The following is a 22179-nucleotide window of genomic DNA, read 5'->3' as shown; positions in this document are numbered from 1 at the left end:
ATGCGGTAGTGTCTCTCAACCGTCAATCCCGACGGGAGGAAGAGGAGAGATACGATGAAAATCAAGGGCCTAGTAATCGCAACCGTGTTCGCGCTTTCATCAGTTACGGCTGTCTTCGCAGCGGATAATGAATCCATCACAGACCAAACCGGCTGGGGCAACAGCGCCGGTACGTTCCAGAGTGGCTTCCGCAACTTCAGCGGTACTGGCCAAGTGGGCGTTCGAAACAACTCGACGACCATTCAACATGGCGCATTCAATGAATCCGGAACAGCCCAGTTCGGCCGCCGCAATGACTCGCTTACCGTACAACAGGGCCTGGGAAACGTTTCTGGTACGCTGCAGTTTGGCCGCGGCAACAACTCGCAGACCTATCAGTCCGGCGTTGGCAACAACTCTGTGACCATCCAGCATTAGTCGAGTATCTTTGAAGGTCAGCGGCGCCGCCGCTGGCCTCTTTTGCCTTGGAGTCCTACAATGATGGCTGCCCTCCCTCCCGTCCATTGCATCATCGAGCACCATGATAAAGGGGGCGCTATGACCCTAGTCCCGACGATCGAAAGCGACGGTCGCGGCCAAGGAAGCTATCAGTTCGAGATTTTCTCGAATGCCAATGGCAACACCTCAAGCAACGTTCAAGGCGGCGATTTCCAGAAGGATGACCCGGGACGGCTTGCGCTTTCGCGCTCAACCGTCTCCGTGTCGCCGAATGGCTGGAGCGCCCGGCTGACGGTTTACGGTCCGAGCGGCGAGAAACTCTGCGTCGTGTCGGTGCCGTGACATTTATGCACCGTTCGGGTGATCTTCCGAATGGAGGAAACCAGGCTAATTGATTGTATACTAAATTATAATAGAAATAGACCTCAGTGTGTCGTGCCGGCGTGCTTCGGCGGCCATATCGAGGTGATAGGGAATGCGGATTTGTTGGGCCGTTCAGTCTCACAAACTGGCTGCTATCCTTGTTGCGACACTGGCAAGCATTGCAAGCAGCGAATCGATTGCAGTCGCCGATGACATCAAAACAGCGCCGACGGCGCAGAGTGTCGAGCCCGCGACAGGCGTGCAGATCGGCACCGGTATCAACTGGTTCAGCTTGCCAAGCTGGGCTCCCCGGGGACCCGACTTTCTTGGAACCGGCGACAGCAGAGTCATTGACGATGGCATTGGCTTTGGCATCAGCCTCGATTTGCCGCTCGGGCAAATCGGTTCGCAGCCCCTGTTTCTGGAATGGAATGGCGGTATCGCCGACCTGTCGTCCAGCTCGACCGACCGAACAAGCCTTGCCGGCCAAAATTCCCTGAACTTCAGCTTAGGAAATTCGGCGAACGGTCGCATCGATCCGAGCCTACTGACCGCGTCGCCTATAGGAACGCTGCCCGCGACCGCCACCGCTGATGTCACGTTTACCGACAGTGCAAGCGCGACGGGTCACACCTTTCTCTCGGATTCGTCGCCCGCGGGCGGGCGTGTGACCCACTTTGCATCCCAAACGGGGGTGACCGGCGGGTCTTTCGCAGCTACCCTGACTAACGGTTCGACCCAGAGCGCCGCGGCCTACGCAGCCTATGGTGACAACACCGGCTTTACCCTGGCCGCGACCGGTGACCTCAGCAGCAGCGCGTTCATCGACAAGCGCAGCGAGGATGCCTTCGTGATCGATCAGGAACTGCTTCTCGGCGCTCCGATCGATCTTCAGGGCGGCTGGACGGTTACTCCTAAATTCGGCCCCATGTACCGCTCCATCGATCGCGACGTGGATTTTCGCAGAACGCTCCGTATAACCGCCAATCAACCGGGCATCGTGGTGCCTGAGGTCGGCTTCACGCAAACCGACGAACTCGACGCGCGCTATGTCGGTGCCATCGCCGAGCTGGCTGTAACCCAAGCCCTGCAGCCGGATCTCAGTGTTTCGTTCGACGCCAGGCTGGGCGGCGCCTACCTGCATTCGCGTTATCGAAGCCACTATTCGGCAATTCTGCCAACGATGACGACGGGTCCCTTCGACTTCATTTCCGAGACACGCGACGACGCCAGTCTTCTTGCTGGCCTCGGCGCCGGGCTGCGCTACGCACCCAAGGAAAACGTCGTGATCGGCTTGGACACCGGCGTGAACTTCGTCAACAAGGTGCCGACGATCGACTATGTCGCGGATGCCGGCGGCGGTGTATCGCCGACGATCGGCATGAGTCATGCGATCGACTATAACGTCTCCGTCAACGTGACCTGGCGCTTCTGAGCCAGAGATCAGCACATCGCGGACAGCATCGACAGGCAGTGCAGAAATTGCGTCTGCCGGTTTACCCCGACGCGGGCCATCGCGGAGGCAAGCTGGTTGTGGACCGTATTCTTTGAGACGCCACGTTGGCGCGCGATCTCCGACGCCGTTTCTCCCCTCAGAAGGCAATATGCGAGATCGGCCTCTGTCGGGGTCAGGCCAAAGATGGACTTGATCGTGTCGGGTGCCAACAGACTGTTTCCACCAAGTTCGCGTATCGTCAGCATGTAAACACGCTCGTTGGTGGCAAAGACGTTCTTGAATTGCGATCCGAGGCCTACACGCCCCGACAGGGCATCGACGCTTACCAACCATTTGACATTCTTCACCTTGTCCTCGACCCAGGCAACGTGCCGAACACGCCCGTGCAATGTCGCCAGGCCGATCAGACGCGCAACTTCATCCTGAAGGGCCGTATCGACGAAATCGATCGCCGAATCGCTGTATTCGACAAGCAGGTGCGATGCCTCGACAAATTTCTCGAAACTACCGTTGGCGAGACGCACCTGATAGTCTTCCGTGATAATCGCCGAAGGTGCGGAAGAACTGAAGAAGGCGCTCTCCATATGCGCGGACCTCTCCCGCTCCAGGAGGGTCGCCTTTTGGATGGCAAAGGCCGTCTGAAAATGCGGCAGCAATTTCTGCAGCATTTCGGCCGCTCTATCCGTTTCGGTTCGACCTGGGCGATCGAAATGGAGCATCAGCGTAATCCGGCGTCCGCCTTCCTTGACAAGAACGAGCGTCAGAAGGCAACCTTCCGTACCAAAGCAGTCTCGCACGGGTACTTCCCATTGAGGACTGAGCCTCGCCTTTAAATCGATCGTCAGGAATGCTCCTTGCCCCAAGGCAAGCGTTGCCGCATGCAATGCGGCAATCATCGGAGGATTGGAGAGTGCGCTTTTCGGAACGCCTTTTGCGAACACGCTCGCGCGCCGATCTTCCGCCCCCTTGAAGCCTACGACAGCTCCCGCCGCGGCCTTGGTGATGTCGATCAGCTCCGCTATGACCTTTTCCCACTCCGGCGGGCTCACAACGGTTTCGTAGATCAACTGCACCAACGGCAAGCAGATATCTTCACCAAAGCTATTGATCATCGGACCCACTCCAATGCTTGGCGAATTTCCAAAGCTTTCACGTCCGGCCGCGTCATTTTTCAGAACGCAGTCCACCTGAGCTATGCAGCGGCATTGTTGCCGCGTTTTCACCTCTCATGAATGTTTCAGGCTACCTTCATCCCGGTCCGACCGTGCGGTCGAAGGTGGTTCCCAGCCACTGCCTGCTCTCCATGTCTCGGCGGCTTCTAGGAAAAGCCGAAGAGATGCCACGTCTCTGTACGAAACATCGAATGTCTCCTCCAGATTGTGTTTTTATGTCTTCAAGTCGTGCGGCCCACGCCAAAAACAAGCAACGCGCTCATTTGGCTCTCTTAAGACAAAACGGCACGCAACGAAGTATGTTATGTCGAGAATATTCCCGACATCACCCCTAAAAACCTAGAGATTTCTAAGAATAGCATGCGCCTTCTTGTTGTAAAATGCTTAATAGTTATTCATTTACTACGACAATAGGGGTATATATTATTGCAACCTTGAGAGAAGTCGCCAACAGCTTATAATTGAATTTGAGGTCGCGCTTTTATCATTCAGTTGAGGTTGCGGCGCTAAGGCCGTTGTCCGCCCGCGAGAACGGTGACAGTTCGTATCCTTCCTGTCGCCGGACTGACTGCACCGTCGAGTTGAAGTCAACCTTACCGACAACTATCGCCGCACATTAACGTTGGGTTAACCATAATCGTCGTTTACCATAGGTAGCGGCCCCAAGGGTCGTTGATTCGCAAGTCCAGCGCGAAATTTGCGTATGGAGGTGAGGAAAGACGATTGCGGCGACCCAAAACGTTCAGTCTGCTGAAGGCATTAGGCTTGGCATTGCTTGCCGGGCTCGTGGTCGGATGTCAGTCGTCGGGAAATGTTAGCTCACCAAACATTTCCGAAACGGTCCCCGCCGAAAGGGCACTGGCCTTGCCTCCGCCAGGCGGCCCTTCGATTGTCAGCGTCGTCGAACACAAGCGCGGCAACGGCACGGAGCAGATGATTTCGCTCTACACATCATCTTCCGTGTCCGGGCAGAATTTTCTTAAAGTGCAGTTCCTTGGTGCGTCGGGCGCCAATCCCGGCATCGGAAGCGCTTCCTACCAGATGATCAGTGAGAACGGGATAATCCGCGAAGCATTTGCCGCCGTGCCCGGTGTGCAGATGGCCCGATCGGCGACCTATCTGCAAAACAGCTATGGACCGTTCAGCTACGCGTCGGGCGAGAGCGGTTCGGGCGACACGTGCATTTACGGCTGGCAGCAGATCCGCTCCAGCCGGTCGGCCCACACACAAGCGCGCAACTTCGGAATGATCCAGGTGCGATTGCGCCTTTGCGATGCACGAGCAACCGAAAGGCAGTTGCTGGGCATCATGTACGGCTACACAATCGTTGGGACGCTCAATGGAGAAATCTGGAATCCGTTTGGATTTCCGCATGGCGCTGATCCAACACTCGGGCGCCCCGGCAATCCGATCTATCCCGATGAGGGCGGCTACAGGAACACACCGATGGCCTTCGGCTATGAACCTGCCCGTCCGGAAATCCAATCTCGTGTCGTTCGCGTACGCAGCGTTCAGCCGAAAGCCGAAGAGGCCCCTCTGCAATTGCCGCCCCCGACAGGTCCTCGCGTACCACTGCCGGACGGCTCCAGCGGTCAGCCGCAACCAGACATGTCAGCAGCGCCTTCGAACGAACAGACACAACAGAGAACCGTGACGGCAAGCGGCGTCACTGTGCCATTGCCAGAGTGTATAGGGGATTCGGCCATGACGGCCGCGTGCCAGAGATAGACGTGAAGGGGCTGTGGTGTTCCCAAGCGCCCAGCCTGCATTGTCAAAGGGATATTGATGCATAAAGCCCGAAGCATCATTACGTGGGCCATCGTTTCTCTGTGCGTGATCGCGTTGATCACATTGCCAGTGAACCTGCAGACCCAGCTGATCGCGAGCATTGTCGTTGTCGCCGTGATGGCGATCATCAAGGGGTTGAAGGCTGAAGGCACATGGAGGCTGATCGCCCTCGCCTTCGGCACCTCAATTGTTCTTCGCTATGTCTATTGGCGCACGACCAACACACTGCCGCCGATCAACCAGCCGGAGAACTTCATCCCCGGTCTGCTGCTCTATCTTGCGGAAATGTACAGTGTGGCAATGCTGGCGCTCAGCCTGTTCATCGTAGCCACGCCCTTGCCTCCGCGCCCATCGCGCGCGAGCAAGGAAGAGCGTTTTCCGCATGTCGACGTGTTCGTCCCTTCCTACAACGAGGATTCGCATCTCCTCGCCAACACGCTGGCCGCGGCGAAGGCCATGGATTATCCAGCCGAAAGACTGCATGTCTGGCTGCTGGACGACGGCGGAACCTTACAGAAGCGCAACTCCAACAAGTTGCTCGAGGCCCAGGCGGCTGTGGCGCGTCACAACGAACTCAGGAAGCTTTGTGAGGATCTCGACGTTCGCTACCTCACGCGCGATCGAAACGAACACGCCAAGGCCGGCAACCTCAACAACGGAATGAAGCATTCGAGCGGCGAGTTGATCGCCGTCTTCGATGCCGACCACGCGCCAGCACGCGACTTTCTGCTCGAAACTGTTGGCTATTTCGATGACGATCCGAAGCTGTTCCTCGTTCAGACACCGCATTTCTTCATCAACCCGGATCCCCTAGAACGCAATCTTCGAACCTTCGAAAGAATGCCGAGCGAAAACGAGATGTTCTACGGCATCATCCAGCGTGGCCTCGACAAATGGAATGCGGCGTTCTTCTGTGGCTCTGCCGCCGTTCTCAGCCGGAGGGCACTGGAATCCCAAGGGGGATTCAGCGGCATCAGCATCACCGAGGACTGCGAGACCGCACTTGCCCTTCATGGCAGCGGATGGAACAGCATCTATGTGGACAAGCCGCTGATCGCCGGGCTGCAGCCGGCGACCTTTGCAAGCTTCATTGGCCAACGCAGCCGCTGGGCACAGGGGATGATGCAAATTCTGCGCTTCCGCTTCCCCTTGCTGAAGCGCGGCCTGACGGTCCCCCAACGCCTTTGCTACATGTCGTCGACGCTCTTCTGGCTCTTCCCGTTTCCCCGCACGATCTTCCTGTTCGCACCGCTTTTCTATCTCTTCTTTGATCTGGAGATCTTTACGGCATCGGGCGGCGAGTTCTTGGCCTACACGTTGGCATACATGCTGGTGAACCTGATGATGCAGAACTACCTCTATGGGTCGTTCCGCTGGCCGTGGATCTCGGAACTCTACGAATACGTTCAGACGGTTCACCTGCTCCCGGCGGTGGTTTCGGTCATGCTCAATCCGCGAAAGCCAACCTTCAAAGTAACGGCGAAGGACGAGTCCATTGCCGTCAGCCGCCTCTCGGAGATCAGCCGACCGTTCTTCGTCATCTTTGCCGTACAGCTGGTCGCTCTGGCGGTAACATTCTATCGGATCTATGCCGAACCGTACAAAGCAGACGTCACCCTCGTGGTCGGCGGCTGGAACGTGATCAACCTGATTATGGCCGGGTGCGCCCTCGGAGTCGTTTCCGAACGTGGCGAGCGGGCCGCGTCCCGCCGCGTACGGGTGAACCGTCGCTGCGAATTCGGGGTCGGCGGTAAGTGGTACACTGCATCGATCGAGGATGTGTCGGTACACGGCGCCCGGCTGCATGTGTTCAACAAGCAGCTGGACCCGATGGTGATTGGCTCCGAGGGGGAAATTCGTTTCCAGCCACACAGCGGCGCAAGCATCGAAACGCTGCCGCTCATCGTCCGAAACATCCAGCCTTCCGGCGAGATTCTGGCCGTTGGCTGCCAATATGTTCCGAAGAATGCCCTCGACCATCGGCTGATCGCCGACCTGATATTTGCGAACTCCGACCAGTGGACGCAGTTCCAGCAGGCACGCCGCCACAATCCTGGTCTTATTCGCGGAACGATCTGGTTTCTCGGCCTTTCACTCTACCAGACGAGCCGAGGCCTCGTGTATCTTTTCCGCAGTATGAGGCCCGAGCGCGAGCGGCAACATCAGGCCGCGAAGGCAGGCAGCTGATGAAGAAGATCGCATCGATCTCTGCGTTCGTTCTCGCCGCCTCAACAATTGCCTATGCGCAGACGGCGCCCTTCGACATGTCGGGCGAGCGCGAGCAAGGCAGCACGCCAATGGTGCCGAGATTGACATTGCCGGCGGCGCCTGCACCGGCGACGGTCCCACAGACCTCCGTTGCACCGACGAGCCCGGCACCCTCGGCGACGCCCGCGACTCCTCCGTTCTCGATGGCACCTGCCTCACCATCTCCGGCGCCGTCACCGGCAGCGTCGCCCGCGCAGGCGGAACCACCTCGCCCCCAATCTGCTGCACCCGTCGGCCCGGCGCCCGCAGAAGCGCCGCCACCCGTTCGCCAGCGAACCGCCGATGCGCTCCGGAGATTTGTTATTCCATTCACCAAGTTTGGGTTGGATGGCGAGTATGATCGCAAATCGTGGTCGGTCTACATCACACCGGAGCAGGCCGCAGCACCGGCGAAGTTCAATTTCTCCTATCAGAATGCTGTCGTCGTTGCTCCGGAGGCGTCTGAACTGACGGTTCTTCTGAACAATCGGATCGTCGGACAACAGCAGATTGGCTCCTCGGACGCACCATCGAACGTTTCCTTCGACGTGCCCGTAGGGCTGCTGCAACCGGGCGCGAATCTCCTCACATTTGAAGCAACCCAGCGCCACCGCACTGACTGTACTGTTCAATCCACCTATGAGCTTTGGTCGGACATCGACCCCGCAAAGACCTATCTAAGCTTCAGCGGGCAAGAGGCAGCCAAGTTTTCCAGCACGGATGCCATTCGCGCCATCGGTGTCGATGAAACCGGCAGGACGCAGTTCAATCTCGTCGTGCCGGCGCTCCAGCAGCCAGGCACAACAAAGCCGCTGCTACGCCTAGCGCAGGGACTTGCGGTTCTGAGCGGCATGCCGAACCAGACATTTTCCTTCAGCCCGAGCTCGCTTCCTCAGCCTGGAGCCGGGCGCATGACCGTTGTCGTGGGAACGCCGGCCGAACTCCAGCCAGTCATCACTCCGCCGCCGGCCGCCCAGACGGCGCCGTCGGCCTCTTTCGTGACGGACCCGAAGTCGGGGGCCCCGATTCTCTTGATCAGCGGCCCATCCTGGCCCGCAATTTCGTCCGCGATCGACACGATCGTTTCGCCTACCGACCGCCCCGCGACGGCTGTTCGCGACACGCTGGCAACGCAGCGCTGGAGTGCTCCGGATGCGCCGCTGGTTCTCTCCGACACGAACCTCACCTTTTCGCAGCTCGGCGTGAAGACGGCGGAGTTTTCCGGACGCCGCTTCCGGACCAATTTCAATATCGGCGTGCCGTCCGATTTCTATGCGAACGCTTATGGCGATGCCACCGTCCTGCTGGACGCAGCCTACACACAAAACATCCTGCCCGGCAGCCATATCGACATCTATGTCAATGGCAACATTGCTTCGACTGTGCCGATCTCGTCGACAGGTGGAGGCATCTTCCGGCACCTGCCAATTCGCGTGACAATGCGGCATTTCAAGCCGGGCTTGAATACGTTGTCGCTTGAAGCCATCCTGATGACGAAGGAGGACGAGGTGTGCGTGCCTGGCACGACTGCTGGAGCAGCACCGCGTTTTGCACTCTTCGACACCAGCGAGATTCACATACCGGACTTTGCCCGGATCGGGCAGCGGCCGAACCTTGCCGGTCTGTCCGGTACCGCATATCCTTATAATCGAGCGACACAGCCAACGCCGCTTTTCATCGACATGATTGATAGCGACACCTTGTCTGCGACCGCGACGCTGCTCGGCCGAATGGCCGTCGCTGCTGGCCGCCCGCTCGACATGGAGCCGGCCGCGACGCCGGGTGCCATCGGCGAACGGGACGCAATTTTCATCGGCTCCATTTCGCAGATGCCGGCAGCCGTGCTGACGCAACTGAACATTGCGACGACCAGCCAGGCATCCTGGCAACCTCCAGCAGCGACGCAGTCAAATCAGACAGAACCTTCGGTGAGCTTCGACGATTGGCGCTCGAAAGTCAGTGGCGGCGTGTGGCGCGGCCAAATCACATCGTTTCAGGAGTGGCTACGCCGCAACTTCGACATTTCGCTGAGCTCACTGCAGTTCGTGCCAGGGTCGGAAGAAGTCTTCACGCCTTCTAACGCCGAGAGCTTCCTGATCGCTCAGGGCAAGAGCGCAGCAGGGGGATCGACCTGGACCGTTGTCACGGCTCCCTCCGCCACCGATCTGCGCGAAGGCGCCGAGGCACTCACCGCACAAGTCAACTGGCCGCAGGTCGCCGGTCATATCACCACCTATTCCAGCAAGACCGGTAAGATCGTCAGCGTCCCGGTTGGCCGCTTCGACTTCGTGACCTCTCAGCCGTGGTCAATTTCAAACTACCGCCTGATTGCCGCAAACTGGTTGTCGACCAACATCCTGTCTTACGCGTTCCTCCTGGTCGTCCTTTCGCTGCTGATCGGAGTGACAACGGCTGGCATGCTTTCCAGGCTGGGTAGGCGCGAATGAAGAGACTTCTAAAACTGATCTGTGCCGCAAGCTTTGCGGTTGCCGCTTTCTGCCAGTCCGCGCAGGCGCAAGGTCCGGGGATCACCCCGGAAGCATGGGGCGCGTACAAGGCGAAGTTTCTCGATGCGAGCGGCCGCATTGTCGATGACGCAAACGGCAATATCAGCCACAGCGAAGGTCAAGGCTATGGTCTGCTCCTGGCTTACCTTGCCAACAGCCCCGCCGACTTCGAGCAAATATGGTATTTCACCCGCACCGAACTCTTGTTGCGCGACGATGGCCTTGCCGCCTGGAAATGGGATCCCACGGTCACGCCTCACATCACCGATACCAACAATGCGTCGGATGGCGATCTCCTGATTGCCTATGCCTTGGCCCTTGCGGGGTCAGCTTGGAAGAAGGGCGAATATATCGAGGCGGCAGCGAAGATGGCGCAGGCGCTACTGTCGCACCTGGTGATCAATTCGGGTGGACGCACTCTGCTGCTGCCGGGCGCCAGCGGTTTCGATTCTCCCGATCGCAAGGATGGCCCGATAATCAATCCCTCCTACTGGGTCTATGAAGCAATCCCGGTGATGGCGCTGCTCGCGCCGTCAAGCGCCTGGCAGAAACTATCCGACGACGGTCTGGCGCTGCTGCGTGCTATGCAGTTCGGCCCACGTAAGCTGCCCGCTGACTGGGTGAGCCTCAATCGTATGCCGGAGCCCGCCGCCGGCTTCGACGCTGAATTTGGATACAATAGCCTGCGAATCCCGCTCTACCTCGTTCGCGCGGGAGTTTCGGACAAGGCTCTGCTGGCAAGATTACGCGAGGGAATGACCGCCGAGGACGGCGTGCCGGCGACGATCGACCTCGCGTCCGGCAAGCCGAAAACGCTGCTGCCGGACCCCGGTTATCGAATTGTTAACGATGTCGTGGCCTGTGTGACAAACGGTACGAAGCTGCCTGAGTCGTCGCAGCGATTTGAGCCATCGCTCTACTATCCATCGACCCTTCATCTACTTGGGTTGGCATTTATCGGGGAGAAGCATCCGGAGTGTCTGTGAAATCCTCATCCGTTGCAATTGTTGTTGCGGTGGCGGTGGCCGGTCTGGTGGCCGCCCTGAAGGATCGCGCAGCGCTACAGGAGATGCTGGGCTTCGCACCGGAGCAGGCGCCTGCACCGCAATTCATGCTTATGGGTCGCGTCAAGGGGCCGGAGATCAGCTCAAAACCGCAAATTGACGTCCAGGCCATTACTGATCGGTTGCAGGCAGCAACCACGGTTCCGCCGCCGGCATCTCAAGAGAGCGGCGTGACCGGAGGCCTATTGGTTGTTGCCCAGGCACCGCAGCAGCAGCCAACCGCCGCCCCGCCAGCAAAGCCCGCGCAGCCAAAAGTCGACGAGAGCGCATTGCGCTATTTTGCCAGCCGCGGCGACAAGGCGCGACTGCAGGCGGAGATCGCGCGGCTGCAGGCGCTTTACCCGAACTGGGTGCCGCCAGCCGATCCTCTGGCCGTTCCCCAGGGAGGCGACCCGCAGTTGGAGCAAATGTGGCAACTGTACTCGGAGGGGCGCTATGCGGAACTCCGCAAGGCCATTGCCGATCGGCAAGCCTCCGACTCGGCATGGCAGCCGCCGCCGGATTTGCTTGACCGCTTGGATGTCGCCGAGGCCCGCGCGCGCCTCGTCAATGCCTCCGACCTGAAGCAATACGCAACCGTCATTCAGATCGGCGCCAATACGCCGAGCCTTCTGACATGCAGCGACATCGACGTGCTCTGGAGAGTAGCAGAAGCGTTTGCAAGGACGGATCGCGCACCCCGCGCCCGGGATGACTACGTCTATATTCTGAAGAACTGCACCAATCCGCAGGAACGTCTGGCGACCATCCAGAAAGCGTCCGCTTTGTTGTCCTACGCGACAATGCAGGATCTCCTGGCGCTCGAACGTCCTGACGGCAACGGCGGCCGCGAATTCGACAGCATTCGAAACGACTTGGCGCGCCGCTTTGTCGCCGCTGGTAACGACGACCCCGATCTCGCCGTGGCCCCGGCTTATCTCCAGATTGTCCAACGACTCGCCGAAACTGAAGGGCTTGCAGCCGACAGCCTTCTGCTTGGTTGGTACCAGCTTCGCCGGGAGAATTATGCGGACGCGGAAAAATGGTTCCGGGCAGCACATGAGAAGGACGACACGGCTCTTGCCTCCCAAGGCCTGGCGCTGGCGTTAATCGCCGAGAAAAGGCCCCAGGAGGCGGAGGAAGTGGTCTACAAGTGGCGCGCCTCCTCCAAGGACGCGACCGCGACCTATCTCGCAGCGACAGCCAACCTGATGGCCCTGCAGCCGCCGGCTAACCTCAGCGAAGCGGTGCTCTCGCGTATCGCCGCAGAGGTCATTGCGCAGAAATACGTCCCGACGGCGCAGCAATTCGGCTGGTTTGCCCGTACGCTCAACCAACCGCAGACGGCGGCGCGCTGGTTCGAGACGGCCTTGCGTTGGAAACCGGACGACGAACCGTCTGCTTACGGATTGGCCATCACGCGCCAACAGCTACGGGATCGGGCGGGCGTGGCTGAGATCCAGCGCCTGTGGGCGGGCAAGTCCGAGCGCATCGCGCAGCTGGGCGAAACAAACAAGCGGCCAGCCACGCAAGCTCCGCTTCCAGCGCCCAGCGAGACAGTGCCGCAGGGTGAAACCGTTTCGCCACCGGAGATCGTTAGGGTCCCGACCGAGCGAATTGAGGGCACGAGCCCACCGGTCGCGCGCCAACCCGCGCTGCAAACGGTAACGGTTCGCCGCGGCGCGCGGCAACTGCGCGGATGCACGACCACGGTGAATGCGCAGTTGCTCGATCCGGAAACGGCGCTGTCGCGTGGCTGGTGCCTGATGGACATCAATCGCCCCATGGAGGCAGCAAAGGCGTTCGAGGCGGCGCTGGCCAGTCCGAACCGCAAGACACGCGAAGACGCAGCCTATGGCCAAAGCCTCGCGTATTTACGCGCCGGTCTGTCCAACAACGCCGCCGTCGCGGCCACGAAGGCGCCGCAGACACAACAGCGTGCGGCCGAACTGCAGGTCGCGATCTTGGCCGACAGAGCCGTCGCCGCCTTCGGCGCCAAGCGCTATCGCGAGACCCTGATATACCTCGATCAGCGTGCACAACTCCGGCAGGAGCCGATCGACCTGATGGTGCTGCGCGGATATGCCTATTTGAGTATGAGTATGTACGGCGACGCTGAGCGGATATTCACGGCTGCGGCTGCGACGGGCAACAAGGACGCCAATCGTGGCCTTGCCGATCTGAAGGCAGCAACGCATCCCGATACCAACGATTGACAGTGGAGAGGCGGCGCGTAGCGGGGTCTCCTTAAAAATCAAGGTAGACGCGCACTCTCAGGCGCATGGTTTCTATCGAGGCTTTGGGTGTGGACCATCCCCTTCACCTTGCGTCGAGCCGCCCGAGCAACACTTTCAGCAAGAATAAACACGCATCCCAGGAAAAGCAGGCAGGCGCCTGTCAGTCCTCCGATCACCTCGATCTTCACCATTAACCCGATGCACGCGATCAGCGCGATCGTCAGAAGCGCCAGGGCACCGTCATCGATGAACATGCCGACGATTTCTTTTATGGCCATCCTCAGGATTTTCATCTGACGACCTGCCTGACGTGAGAGGCATGATAGCGTTGGAGCGTTCTTACCAACGCGAAAGAGGCCAGGATGAGCACCAAAAGGATTGGCAGCAGCGCCAGATCGTCTCCCGGCCATTCCGCGCCGATCCCCTCGCCCGCCCAAAAAATTCCGAATGCACTCAGGAGCACTCCCACAGCAAACTTGAGGCTGTTTTCCGGGACAGTCGACAGGGGTTTGTGCACAGCGAAACCGACGACAAGAACCAATAGACAAGCCGCCACGGCGCCAACACTTGCATAGCCGATCATTCCTCGGCCCGCGCCAGTCGCAATGACAATAAACACGACCTCGACCCCCTCGAGGAGAACCGCCTTAAAGGCGGTGATGGCAGCCAGTAGATTTGCGCGGCGATCGGAGGTCTGCATGCGAAGTTTGTTCGTCTCTTGGGCGAAGGCTTTCTCCTCATCATGCAAAGCAATAAAGCCCGATGCCCTGAGGATCGCCTTCCGTAGCCATCGCATTCCGAACAGAATGAGCAACGTCCCGATCACAAACTGCATGAGCCCGATCGGAATCATCCCAAGAAGTGGTCCAAGCGTGAGCACAAGGATCGCCAGGACCGCCAGCGCCAAGCCGGTGCCGAGGAAAGCCGGCCGCCAACCCTGCGTCACGCCAACCGCCAGGATAATCGTGAAAGCCTCTACGACTTCAACCAGCGAACCAAGGAACGAGGCCGTCATCGTAGACGATATACTGGTAACGGTTGTCATGAGTGTTCCAAGTTCATTTTTCAGGTTAACAAGCGCGCCACTCCGGCAACAGAAAGGAATTCCTAGCGGCGCCTTCAGGCACTTTGACCGATTGTGCTTGCCTGCGCGAACCGCCGACGTTTAGCCGGTATTGAGCCCCATAAAATGTTCCAGGCGGTCGGCAAAGGCGCCGTCCCAACCCTCAGGTGTGGCGTTTGCTTTTGGGTCGCAAAGCTGACGCACGCCTGAAGAATGGTATTCGCTGAGCAGAGTACCAGCCAACCGACGATCTTTTCGGAGTTCCGACCCTTCGAGCAACAAGCGACGGATTTCCAACGCACGACATTCAGTTCGCGTTGTGCAGACGGCGTAAAAGATTCGCGATGGCTATTCGAGCTCGATCTTGGCGTCACGCACGACAGGTGTCCACTTGGCAATCTCCGCCTTGACGTGGGCAGCGAGCTCTTCCGGTGTGGAACCCACGATAACGGCACTGAACTCGGTCATTCGCTTGCCCACTTCAGGATCGGCGAGCGCCTTGTTGGCTGCCGAGTTCAGACGGGCTACGACATCCGCGGGGGTGCCGGCGGGAGCGAACAATGCGTTCCAGGTATAGGTTTCGTAGCCGGGAACAGTCTCGGCAACGGTCGGCACATCGGGGAAGGATGGCGCGCGTTCCTTGGTGGTGACCGCAAGTGCACGCAGCGTGCCGCTCTTGATGTGGCCAGACGAGGACGGCAGGTTGTCAAACATGATCGGAACCTGATTGCCGAGGACATCGTTCAGCGCCGGGCCTGACCCCTTGTACGGGATGTGCTCCATTTCCACTCCCGCCATTGCCTTGAAAAGCTCACCGGATAGATGCAGCGGCGTACCATTGCCGGAGGAGGCATAACTATATGTGCCTGGATTGGCCTTGAGGAGCGCCACCAGTTCGGCGATCGTTTTGGCCGGCAATTCGGGATTGACGACGAGAACGTTCGGAACGACGACCAACAGCGAGATCGGCGCAAAATCCCTTTCAGGATCGTATGGGGTTGACTTCAGGATCAACGGATTGAGCGCGTGGGTCGCGACGGTCCCCATCAGAATCGTGTAGCCGTCAGCATCGGCGCGCGCAACATTGCCTGCGCCGAGATTTCCGCCTGCGCCTGCGACGTTCTGCACGATCACCTGCTGGCCCAGATCCTCGGACATCTTCTGCGCGAGGATGCGGGCAACGACGTCAGTCGATCCGCCGGCTGCAAACGGGACGACCATCGTCACCTGCCGATCAGGAAAATCTGCCGCTCGCGATGGTGATGCGGCGACCAACGCCGCGGCCACAGCAAGGCCCGCAGCAAGCGTGCTGCGTCGGGTCAGGTTCAGTTTCGTCATCCTTATTCCTCCTCGTTGCGGTCTGTTTGTCGGCGCGATGCTATTTCGTTGGTTCAGTCTTCTTCCTGGAAAACCTCCTCACGCTTCGCCTTCACCGAAGGCAGGAACACCACCAGCAGGACGGCAAGGGCGATCAGAAGCAAAATGGCGCTGATTGGACGTGTGACAAACGTCATCGGATCGCCGCGCGACAGGATCATCGCACGCCGGAGATTTTCCTCCAGCAATGGTCCCAGCACGAACCCCAGGAGCAACGGTGCCGGCTCGCAGCGCAATTTGACCAACAGGTAGCCGGCTAACCCGAAAAAGGCGACCGCGTAGAGGTCGTAGACATTGCTGTTAACGCTGTAGACCCCGATCGAGCAGAAGGCCATGATAATCGGGAAAAGTACGTAATAGGGAATTGTCAGCAATTTAACCCAAAGGCCGATCAGGGGCAGGTTGAGCACAACCAGCATCAGGTTGCCGATCCACATGGATGCGATGATCCCCCAAAACAGCGCCGGCTGCTCGGTGGCCACATTCGGACCCGGCACGATCCCCTGGATGATCATGGCGCCGACCATCAGCGCCATCACCGGATTTGCCGGAATGCCCAGCGTCAGCAACGGAATGAATGAGGTCTGAGCACCGGCGTTGTTGGCCGATTCCGGCCCGGCCACACCGGCGATGGCGCCGTGACCGAACTCCTGCGGGCGGTCGGAGATGCGCTTCTCCACTGTGTAGGAGGCAAAGGCGGCAAGGATGGCGCCGCCACCCGGCAGGATCCCGAGTGCTGAGCCAATCGCCGTGCCACGCAGAACCGGGGCGATCATCCGCCTGAAGTCCTCGCGCGTCGGCCAGAGGCCGCTAACCTTGGCCATCAGCACCGTGCGGGTCTTCTCTCCCTCCAGGTTGCGCAGGATTTCCGCAACACCGAACACGCCAACGGCAACGGCAACGAAATTCAGTCCGTCGGCATATTCGCGAATGCCGAGGGTAAAGCGGGGCGTTCCCGTATAGATATCCGTACCGACCAGTCCAAGCAGCAGGCCTAGCGCGACCATGGCGAGAGCTTTGACAATCGAGCCGTGGGCGAGGGCAACCGAGGACACCAGGCCGACGATCATCAGTGAGAAGTATTCGGCGGCACCGAATTTCAGGGCAAGTGCGGTGAGGGGGATTGCGAAGATCGCGACGAGGAAGGTCGAGACGGTGCCGGCAAAGAAAGAGCCGAGCGCCGCAATCGACAGTGCCGCTCCTGCCCGGCCGCGACGGGCCATCTGATAGCCGTCAATCGCCGTCACCGCCGAGGAGGACTCGCCGGGCATGTTGATGAGGATCGCCGTGGTCGAGCCGCCATACTGTGCCCCGTAGTAGATGCCCGCCAGCATGATCAGCGAGGAGACAGGCTCCAGCTGGAAGGTGATCGGCAACAGCATGGCGATCGTCGCAGTCGCCCCGATCCCTGGCAAGACACCGATCAACGTACCCAGCAGCACACCGATGAGGCAGAAAAGAAGGTTTTCTGGTGAGGCCGCGGTGCTGAAACCCAAGGCGAGATTGCTGACAAGATCCATCGCCGCCTCCTAGAACCGAACCCAAGGGCCGAACCGCTCGAACGGCAAGCCAAGCGCATAGCTGAAGACAATGACCGAGAAGAGGGTTATCGCGACCGCAAGCACCAACGCCAGCGGCACCTTCATCCGCGAAGATGCGAAGGCCGCCACCAGCGACACCAGAAACAGCGACGGTACGAAGCCCATCCCGCGCACCGTCAATCCAAAGACGATCGGTGCCGGCAGGATGAAAGCCATTCCGCGCAGCGCCATCGGGCCCAATGGTTCGCCGTGCACCCGTGTTGCCTGGATCAGCACGATCAGGCCAAGAAGCGTCAGGACGACAGCAAGCAGCAGCGGAAAGTAGCCCGGCCCCATTCGCAGGGCGGTGCCGAGTTCAAGATTAAGACATTGATAGATGAAGAAGCAGCCCAACCCGATGAAAAGCGTGCCGCAAAGCGCGTTGGTGCTGTCGAACGTCAGCGATTTCATATGTCCCCCTTGGCGATGGTCGTGGCGCGGCTCGCCGGCTGTCCCGACGCGAAAAGCACGGCCGACTGCCGCAGCGATCGCGCCGCCCGAAACCCATTCCGGGCGGCAATCGACATAGCTAGTCGGCGTATTGACCCGCCGCCTCGATCACCGGCTTCCAGCGGGTAATCTCTGCTTCGAGTTTAGCCTTGAGGGCGGCCGGCGTTGCATCCGCCTCCGGCGATGGGTCGGTGCCGAGTTCGGCGAAGCGGGCCACAACGTTCGGGTCCTTGAGGGCAACCTGCAGCGATTTCGACAGCCGCTCGGTTACCGCAATCGGTGTACCCTTGGGCGCATAGATCCCATGCCAGATGCCGACCTGGAAGTCGGCAAGACCCGCTTCGACTGCCGTCGGTACATCGGGAAGCACCTTCAGGCGTGCAGGCGAAGTGACAGCGTAAGCCTTGATCGTGCCGCCCTGGATCTGCTTGGTCGTGTTGGTGGTCTGGTCGCACATGATGTCGACCTGGCCGCCGAGCAGGTCAGTCATGGCGGGGCCGGTGCCCTTGTATGGAACGGTGGTCAATGGCGTTTGGATTGCGCTCATCAGCATCATGCCACACAGGTGCGAAGCCGCGCCGATGCCGGCATTCGCAACGGTGACGCTATCCTTGTTGGCCTTGACGTATTCGACAAGGCCCTTGAGGTCGGCCGGCTCAAAATCCTTGCGCGCAACGATCGTCATCGGCACGTCGGTCACAAGGCCCACATACTCAAAGGAATTCAGGGTGTCATAGGCAAGCTTGCGATAGAGCGTGGCGCTGGTCGCCATGCCGATGTGGTGCAAGAGCAGCGTGTAGCCATCTGCATCAGCCTGAGCGACGCGGCCTGCACCAAGGGTACCGCCAGCGCCGCCGACATTTTCAACGACGATCTGCTGGCCGAGGTCCTTCGACATCGACTCGGCAACCAGACGGGCCACAGTATCCGTCGGGCCGCCAGCGGCAAACGGGACGACCATCGTGATCGTCCGTTCCGGGTAGGTTTGAGCGATTGCGGATGCGGAAACGAGCGAAGCGGCAGCGATGGCCGTCACGCCCAGCAAGGCATTCAATATTTTCATTTCATCCTCCCAGTAACCCGCCGGAACGGCTCCCCCCGCTCCGGTCACGAACTGTCACTGTGGAACGCCTAGTGCGCCGGACAACCGGCAGAGGCATAGCTCCTTGCATTTTCCTGCATGATACCACACGAGACGGGTGGGAAAGGGGACAAACGAACGGGATCGTGGGTGGATTTCCACCCATTCACGCTTCGTCCTCATCGTCGCTCCTGCCTTTTTCAAGCCCGTATTTCTGCATCTTCTCGTAGAGCGTCTTTCGCGAAACGCCGAGCATCTCATAGACCGGACGGAGACTGCCGCCGTGGGTGGCAAGCGCACTGGCAATGAGGCCACGCTCGTAGGCGGCAACCCTGTCTGCGAGTTTCTGATTTTGCTCCGCTGTGTCCTCCGGCTGGAGATCGAGACCAAGAACCAGCCGATCGGCGGCGTTGCGCAATTCACGCACATTGCCCGGCCAGGTCCGCGAGCCTATCCTGCTGATCGTTTCTGGCCGCACCTCCACGTCGCTGCGCCCGTAGCGGGCGGCCGCCTCTCGAACAAGCTGGAGAAACAGAAGCGGAATATCCGCCTGTCGTTGCGCAAGCGCGGGCACGTGAATAGTAGCGACATTGAGACGGTAAAGAAGGTCTGGACGAAAGCGGCCCTGCGCGACTTCGATCTCCAGATCAACCTTGCTCGTCGCGATGAAGCGCACGTCGAGCGGTACAGCCTCGTTGGAGCCCAGGCGCGTGATAACGCGCTCCTGCAGCACGCGCAGGAATTTAGCCTGAAGATCGAACGGCATCGAACCAATTTCGTCGAGCAGGATCGTGCCACCTCGGCCGTGCTCGAACTTGCCGTATCGCGGCCGAAGAGCTCCGGGAAAAGCACCGGCTTCGTGTCCAAACAGCTCGCTTTCGATCAGAGTCTCCGGCAACGCAGCGCAATTGATCGCGATGAACGGCTTTTCTGCGCGGGCGCTGGTATCGTGCAACGCACGGGCTACCACCTCCTTGCCGACGCCCGTCTCACCGATGATCAGTGTGTCGGCATCCGTCGCTGCTATTGCACGCAGTCGATACCGCAGGTCCACCATGGCCTGGGTGCGTCCCGGCAGGCGCGCCTCGATGTCGTCGCGTTTGCCGGCCACGGCGCGCAGCCGTCTGTTCTCGAGAACCAAACTGCGCCGATCCAGCGCGCGTCGGATGATGCCAACCAGATGCTGGGCCGCGAAGGGCTTTTCAACGAAGTCATAGACCCCGGCGTGCATGGCGCTGACGGCGAGCTGCACATCTGCGTGTCCCGTCACCAGAATGACCGGTATCTCGGAATCCATTTCGCGGACGCGCTGCAACAAAGTCATGCCATCCATTCCGGGCATCCGGATGTCGCTGATCACCACGCCGTCGAAGCCATAGCCGACCCGCTCCAGGACCGGCTCGGCGCTCGCGAATGTCGCGACGTCGAGTCCGAACAGGCTGAGCGCCTGGGCGGAAGAGCGACGCATCTCCTCTTCGTCGTCTATCAGGAGTATCCGGCCTTCCTTCATTCGGCCGCCTCACTGACAACGGGCGCGGCATCAAGCACGATACGGAACTCGGCGCCCCCGTCTTCTGCATTGCTGACCGAAAGGGTGCCACCGAAATCCTTGATGATATTGTAGGAGATCGACAGGCCCAGTCCGAGGCCGCGGCCAACGCCCTTCGTGCTGAAGAACGGATCGAAGATGCGCTCGGCGATCGCGGGGGAAACACCCGGACCATGATCGCGGACCGTGAGGATCATCTTGGCGCCATCCTGAACCGCCACGACATGGATACGTCGGTCATCAAGACCTTCCACCGCATCAGCGGCGTTGGTGATGATATTGACGAGAACTTGTTGAAGACGCACAGAGCCCGCCTGCACGGCGGCGGAAGGTTCGCCGAGGTCGATGACGAGTGTCGCGTCTGCCACTTTCAAACGCGCGGAAACGATTTCGAGCGTATCGGCGATCGCAGTCGCGAGCGAAACCGGCCCTACCTTTTCATTTGGTTTGCGCGCAAAATTGCGCAGGTGTCGGCTTATCGACGCCATCCGGTCTATCAGGCCGGAGATGCGAGAGAGGTTATCGCGGGCCTCGTCGACTCGATCGCGCGCAATCAGCATTGCGGCACTGTCCACATAGGTCTTGGCGGCAGCAAGCGGTTGGTTGAGTTCATGCGATAGCGCGGCTGACATTTGTCCGAGGCCAGCAAGTTTTCCTGCCTGGATGAGATCCGCCTGTGTCTGGCGAAGCTTCTGTTCAGTCAGGCGCCGCTCGGCGATCTCCTCTTCGATGCGCTGATTGACGTGCGCGAGAGCGGCGGTCCGCTCCTCCACGCGCTCCTCAAGTTCATTGCGCGCATCGATCTGCATGCGCATCCGCTCCTGCGCCCGGGCGCGACGCTGCAGCACGATCGCGACAACCAGCCCCATCAGACCGATTGAAAGCAGCACTGCGATGAGCATGGTCCGCGCCTGCGCATGCACCGAACTTGTGTCCATCAACACACTGACGGTCCAGTCGGCATCCCTCATATAGTGAGAGAGCGTCAGATATTCCCTGGGCGCGGCGCCGTCGGCGACTGTAAGCAGCCGATGACCATCAGCATACTGCTCGCTAATTGGAAGTGGCCTGAGAACAGCCTCGGCATAGCGGCGCGATGCCTGGGTGCGTCGCAGGCGCTCCTCTGTCAATGGCAGGACGGAGGAATATAGCCACTCGGGGCTACCGGTCATGAAGATGATGCCTTCCGGGTCGGACACCAGTATCTTGTACTCACCGCCCTTCCACGACCCCTCGATCGAGTCGATGTCGACCTTGAAGACAATAACCCCGCGTACGGTCCCGTTCACCTGGATGGGAGAGGCGAAGTAGTAGCCTCGCTTCAACGACGTCGTGCCGAGCGCGTAAAACCGCGCCTGACTCCCCCTTGCAGCGTCTTGAAAGTAGGGGCGGTAGCTGAAGTTCTCCCCCACGAAGCTGGTCGGCCCATCGTAGTTGCTCGCAGCGATCGTATCGCCGTTCATCCGCATCACATAAATGTCGGACGATTCAAGCAGGCTATTGATTTCCTTGAGATAAGTGTTTGCTCTACTGCGGAGAGCCTCATTGCCGGGATCGTTCACCAGTTGCTTGATATTGTCATGATCGGCAATCAATTCAGGCAGCGGTTCATATCGGCTCAGATGTCCCGCAAGCGCCGAAACGGCCAGGCGCAAGGCGGAACCAGCCTGCAAGGACGCCTCGTTCATATAGCTTCGCGTCGCGAATTCCCTGCCGGAAGAGATAGCCGCGTAGCAAGCAGCCGACAAAAGGCAGAGTCCGACAAGAACACGAAATCGCTGCTTCACGAACGCGGGCTCCTCCCTCCCCTCGCCATGGCCCTTCCGAG

General features: G+C 59.7%; 17 protein-coding genes. 8 read left to right on the top strand and 9 right to left on the bottom strand.

Features of this window, described 5'->3' with window-relative positions; all coding sequences use genetic code 11:
- Positions 1-54 precede the first annotated feature (54 nt).
- The 3 genes from FHX16_RS00305 (at position 55) to FHX16_RS00295 (ending at position 2236) form a co-directional block, all read left to right on the top strand.
- Entirely contained in the window at positions 55-417 is a 363-nt protein-coding gene (locus FHX16_RS00305) for a hypothetical protein (protein WP_183863138.1), read from the top strand.
- 60 nt (positions 418-477) lie between these two features.
- Positions 478-780, top strand: coding sequence for a curli-like amyloid fiber formation chaperone CsgH (gene csgH / locus FHX16_RS00300; RefSeq protein ID WP_183863136.1), 303 nt, complete (start codon positions 478-480; stop codon positions 778-780).
- Positions 781-913: 133 nt separating this feature from the next.
- Positions 914-2236: a hypothetical protein gene (locus FHX16_RS00295; protein ID WP_183863134.1), complete on the top strand. Its 1323-nt coding sequence runs from the start codon at positions 914-916 to the stop codon at positions 2234-2236.
- A gap of 8 nt (positions 2237-2244) precedes the next feature.
- On the opposite strand, the gene FHX16_RS00290 is transcribed toward FHX16_RS00295, so the two are convergent.
- Positions 2245-3369, bottom strand: coding sequence for a helix-turn-helix transcriptional regulator (locus FHX16_RS00290; protein ID WP_183863132.1), 1125 nt, complete (start codon positions 3367-3369; stop codon positions 2245-2247).
- A 783-nt stretch (positions 3370-4152) separates the two neighbouring features.
- Here FHX16_RS00290 and bcsN point away from each other — a divergent pair.
- Genes bcsN through FHX16_RS00265 form a run of 5 tightly spaced genes read left to right on the top strand, consistent with a single transcriptional unit; the run spans position 4153 to position 13230 of the window.
- A complete protein-coding gene (gene bcsN / locus FHX16_RS00285) occupies positions 4153-5157 on the top strand; it encodes a cellulose biosynthesis protein BcsN (protein ID WP_183757717.1) in 1005 nt (334 codons plus the stop codon).
- A 57-nt stretch (positions 5158-5214) separates the two neighbouring features.
- Positions 5215-7404 carry a UDP-forming cellulose synthase catalytic subunit gene (gene bcsA / locus FHX16_RS00280; RefSeq protein WP_183757715.1) on the top strand — a complete coding sequence of 730 codons (2190 nt, stop codon included), beginning with the start codon at positions 5215-5217 and terminating at the stop codon, positions 7402-7404.
- Positions 7404-9911: a cellulose biosynthesis cyclic di-GMP-binding regulatory protein BcsB gene (locus tag FHX16_RS00275; RefSeq protein WP_183863130.1), complete on the top strand. Its 2508-nt coding sequence runs from the start codon at positions 7404-7406 to the stop codon at positions 9909-9911. Before bcsA ends, FHX16_RS00275 begins: the two co-directional genes overlap by 1 nt.
- Positions 9908-10957 carry a glycosyl hydrolase family 8 gene (locus FHX16_RS00270; protein WP_183863128.1) on the top strand — a complete coding sequence of 350 codons (1050 nt, stop codon included), beginning with the start codon at positions 9908-9910 and terminating at the stop codon, positions 10955-10957. The genes FHX16_RS00275 and FHX16_RS00270 overlap by 4 nt, the downstream gene beginning before the upstream one ends.
- Positions 10954-13230: a cellulose synthase gene (locus tag FHX16_RS00265; protein ID WP_183863126.1), complete on the top strand. Its 2277-nt coding sequence runs from the start codon at positions 10954-10956 to the stop codon at positions 13228-13230. The genes FHX16_RS00270 and FHX16_RS00265 overlap by 4 nt, the downstream gene beginning before the upstream one ends.
- 38 nt (positions 13231-13268) lie before the next feature.
- Here FHX16_RS00265 and FHX16_RS00260 read toward each other — a convergent pair whose 3' ends face one another.
- From FHX16_RS00260 to FHX16_RS00225, 8 genes are all read right to left on the bottom strand, one after another.
- Positions 13269-13529 (bottom strand): hypothetical protein, encoded by a 261-nt coding sequence (locus tag FHX16_RS00260; protein ID WP_310503123.1) that lies wholly within the window; start codon positions 13527-13529, stop codon positions 13269-13271.
- 11 nt (positions 13530-13540) lie between these two features.
- Positions 13541-14296: a COG4280 domain-containing protein gene (locus FHX16_RS00255; protein WP_183863122.1), complete on the bottom strand. Its 756-nt coding sequence runs from the start codon at positions 14294-14296 to the stop codon at positions 13541-13543.
- Positions 14297-14662: 366 nt separating this feature from the next.
- A complete protein-coding gene (locus tag FHX16_RS00250) occupies positions 14663-15652 on the bottom strand; it encodes a tripartite tricarboxylate transporter substrate binding protein (RefSeq protein ID WP_183863120.1) in 990 nt (329 codons plus the stop codon).
- A gap of 53 nt (positions 15653-15705) precedes the next feature.
- Entirely contained in the window at positions 15706-17211 is a 1506-nt protein-coding gene (locus FHX16_RS00245; RefSeq protein ID WP_016552143.1) for a tripartite tricarboxylate transporter permease, read from the bottom strand.
- A 9-nt stretch (positions 17212-17220) separates the two neighbouring features.
- On the bottom strand, positions 17221-17682 hold the full coding sequence (locus tag FHX16_RS00240) for a tripartite tricarboxylate transporter TctB family protein (RefSeq protein WP_183863118.1): 462 nt from the start codon (positions 17680-17682) through the stop codon (positions 17221-17223).
- 118 nt (positions 17683-17800) lie between these two features.
- Positions 17801-18784 (bottom strand): tripartite tricarboxylate transporter substrate-binding protein, encoded by a 984-nt coding sequence (locus tag FHX16_RS00235; protein ID WP_183863116.1) that lies wholly within the window; start codon positions 18782-18784, stop codon positions 17801-17803.
- A 184-nt stretch (positions 18785-18968) separates the two neighbouring features.
- On the bottom strand, positions 18969-20312 hold the full coding sequence (locus FHX16_RS00230; RefSeq protein ID WP_183863113.1) for a sigma-54 dependent transcriptional regulator: 1344 nt from the start codon (positions 20310-20312) through the stop codon (positions 18969-18971).
- A complete protein-coding gene (locus tag FHX16_RS00225) occupies positions 20309-22138 on the bottom strand; it encodes a sensor histidine kinase (protein WP_259126318.1) in 1830 nt (609 codons plus the stop codon). Before FHX16_RS00225 ends, FHX16_RS00230 begins: the two co-directional genes overlap by 4 nt.
- Positions 22139-22179: the final 41 nt, after the last annotated feature.

The sequence above is a fragment of the Rhizobium sp. BK661 genome, from assembly GCF_024808825.1.
GTDB lineage: Bacteria > Pseudomonadota > Alphaproteobacteria > Rhizobiales > Rhizobiaceae > Rhizobium.
This window is presented reverse-complemented; position numbering and strand designations above follow the sequence as displayed.